Source organism: Acinetobacter sp. YH01008, from assembly GCF_013420435.1.
GTDB classification, from domain to species: domain Bacteria; phylum Pseudomonadota; class Gammaproteobacteria; order Pseudomonadales; family Moraxellaceae; genus Acinetobacter; species Acinetobacter pseudolwoffii.
Genome location: NZ_VOYD01000077.1, coordinates 1 through 1595 on the forward strand (window position 1 = coordinate 1; position 1595 = coordinate 1595).

Genomic DNA, 1595 nt, shown 5'->3' on the forward strand with positions numbered 1-1595 from the left:
TGTTCCATTTTAGAGATTTGTTTAAGATAAGATATAACTCATTGAGATGTGTCATAGTATTCGTCGTTAGAAAACAATTATTGTGACATTATTTCAATGAGTTATCTATTTTTGTCGTGTACAGAGAGAATATGCGACATTTTGAATTTTAGCTGTTTTCAGCAATTTAGGTTGTTCTATGTTGAAGTGGATTATTTTGGCGATTTTTATCGCTTCAGCGCTGTATATTCAACAGCGCGGCAAGGTGCGTCATAGTTTTTATCGTCAGTTTTTTGACCACTCTACCATCCTCGCACCGATCAACTATTTAATGTATTTGTTCTCTAAAGTACCAAATCAACCGTATATCGACACCCAGCACTTTCAAGATTTAAAGGTTTTGGATGACAATTGGGAAATGATTCGTGATGAAGCCAAAGCTTTATATGAACAGGGTGGTATTAAAGCTTCAAGTACTTACGATGATTTGGGTTTTAACTCATTCTTTAAAACAGGCTGGAAGCGCTTTTACTTAAAATGGTATGACTCCGCGCATCCATCAGCAGCAGAATTATGTCCAAAAACCACAGCATTATTAAAAACTTTGCCTAGCATTAAGGCGGCGATGTTTACTGAACTAGCGCCCGACAGTCGTTTAGTGCGTCATCGCGACCCGTATGCAGGTTCATTGCGTTACCACTTGGGATTGATGACACCAAATGATGACCGTTGTTTTATTGATGTCGATGGTGAGCGGTATTCATGGCGTGATGGTGAAAGTGTGGTGTTTGATGAAACCTATATTCACTATGCTGAAAATGGCACTTCTCAAAACCGTATTATTTTCTTTGCCGATGTCGAGCGTCCGTTAAAATCTCGCTGGATGCAAAAGTTTAATCACTGGTTTGGCAAAAATGTGATGACCGCAGCAAGCTCTCCGAATGAAGCAGGCGATCAGACGGGTGGCTTAAATAAAGTCTTTGGCTATGTCTATCAAGTGCGTTTAAAAGCCAAGGCTTTAAAAGCTAAAAATAGTCGTGTGTACTATTTCTTAAAATGGTTTTTAATGCTCGGGATTTTCTTCTTAATTTTTATTCGCCCTTATGTGTTTTAGAGTATTACAACGCCTTTCGGGGCGTTTTTTTATGACATTTTTGAGCAATTTCAGCAACGAGCTTTAATCCAGACCTACTTTTATGTATAGAATGAAGTAAATAGGGGAATTTTTATGCAAACGTTTCGTTCTAAAAAAGATTGGTGGGTTTTGGCTTTTGTGATTTGTATGTCTGGTCTATTGATTCAGTTATTGCTGACCATGTACGCCAAAGGCACGATGCCAGCATTTCCTGTGCACACAGGGGTGTATTTCATTACCATTTTTGTGTTGTGGTGGCCTGTGTTCAATACGCGCTATCAGGTCGATGCAGAACGCTTGCAGATCCGTTGCATGTTTTTAAAATGGGACATTCCACGCGACAGTATTCAAAAAATACTCTGTACACGACAAATTTCACAGAACCCTTATCCTATCAGGATTCTGCTTTCTTAAAATTGCCAAAATTTCCTTAAACTCTTCTTTTTTCCCAAAACCAATTAAACGCTGAATCGCCATTTGA

Annotated in this window: 2 protein-coding genes; both read left to right on the top strand. The window is 38.6% G+C overall.

All coding sequences use genetic code 11. The features are described 5' to 3' along the window. Positions 1-178: 178 nt before the first annotated feature. Entirely contained in the window at positions 179-1093 is a 915-nt protein-coding gene (gene lpxO, locus FTT75_RS15605; RefSeq protein ID WP_178318334.1) for a lipid A hydroxylase LpxO, read from the top strand. A gap of 114 nt (positions 1094-1207) precedes the next feature. After that, positions 1208-1528, top strand: a complete 321-nt coding sequence (locus tag FTT75_RS15610) for a PH domain-containing protein (RefSeq protein ID WP_257222723.1) — start codon at positions 1208-1210, stop codon at positions 1526-1528. The last annotated feature ends 67 nt before the right edge of the window (positions 1529-1595 follow it).

Excerpts from the sequence above, each read along its gene's own strand:
- lpxO (WP_178318334.1), top strand. The coding sequence starts at position 179 with ATGTTGAAGTGGATTATTTTGGCGATTTTTATCGCTTCAGCGCTGTAT.
- FTT75_RS15610 (WP_257222723.1), top strand. The coding sequence starts at position 1,208 with ATGCAAACGTTTCGTTCTAAAAAAGATTGGTGGGTTTTGGCTTTTGTG.